Genomic DNA, 972 nt, shown 5'->3' with positions numbered 1-972 from the left:
TTGTGCTCGGTTTTGAAGATGAATTGATTTTGACGGTCTTGCCGAAATCATTGACCACGCCGGTCTCGATGCAAATTGCCTCAACAATTGGCTGTATTCCATCGCTTGCTTCCGTGTTTGTCATGGTTGCTGGTTTCACGGGCATCCTGCTCGGCCCGTATATGTTGCATGCCCTGCATATCGACTCCCCAATCGGGCGCGGCATCGGACTCGGCGCATCAGCCCATGGCCTGGGCACAGCCAAAGCATTCGAATATGGCCCGGAAGATGCCTCGATGAGTTCTGTCGCGATGACTTTGGCCGCTGTTCTTGGCGCATTGCTCAGCCCGCTTGCTGCTTGGCTGCTTTTATGAACATAAAAATCCCCGCGCGTTAAAGCGCCGGGGATTTTTTAGTTTCTCCTTCTATATATGCCGCTAGTTAGCTGGCTGTCAATTTTTCAAATCGCGCCGGCGAAATCCGTAGGTACCTGCTAGCGCCAGGGCTGCAGCGATTGCGACCATTAACGCGAACACGCCATAATTGACTTCGTCCAACGGGATCGCTGGAATGTAGCCGTACGGTGTCAACTTTTCCACCCAATCTGGTAACTGCAGCAATTCGCCCAGATAGACGACGAAAAATGATACGCCCAAGTAGAGCCAGAGGAAACTCGCAAAATTAGGCCAGAAGCCGACAAATGCCAGGGCCAGCCCGATCATGACCAACACCGCAGGCAAATACGCTAGCGGCGCACCGAGATAGGTGTTAAACGACAAACTGTCTTCTAACACGCTATTGCCCGCGATGAAAAAAAAAAAAAAATCTCCTACCTACCACACCTAACAAAACAAAAAAGAAGGACAAACACCACTAGGCAGAGCGGGAGATGGCAGACGAAGAACGCTGATAGCAATAATGAGACAGGGTAACTACAGCCAAGTACAGACAAGATAGAGAATTCGTACATACTAAGTACTTGTAACTAATAAA

General features: G+C 49.8%; 2 protein-coding genes. One reads left to right on the top strand and one right to left on the bottom strand.

All coding sequences use genetic code 11. From position 1 onward, the window contains the following. On the top strand, window positions 1-353 hold a 353-nt coding region (locus tag BHE18_RS12490; RefSeq protein ID WP_141771872.1), incomplete at its 5' end, for an LrgB family protein. Between the two features lie 78 nt (window positions 354-431). On the opposite strand, the gene BHE18_RS12485 is transcribed toward BHE18_RS12490, so the two are convergent. Continuing rightward, the gene (locus BHE18_RS12485; protein ID WP_071618908.1) at window positions 432-773 is read right to left on the bottom strand and encodes a hypothetical protein; all 342 of its coding nucleotides are present in this window, start codon (window positions 771-773) and stop codon (window positions 432-434) included. Between the last annotated feature and the right edge of the window lie 199 nt (window positions 774-972).

The sequence above is a fragment of the Rossellomorea aquimaris genome (assembly GCF_001877785.1).
In the GTDB taxonomy this organism is placed as follows: Bacteria; Bacillota; Bacilli; order Bacillales; family Bacillaceae_B; genus Rossellomorea; species Rossellomorea aquimaris_A.
Note: the sequence above shows the minus strand (reverse complement) of the source record. Positions and strands in the feature narration are given on the sequence as shown.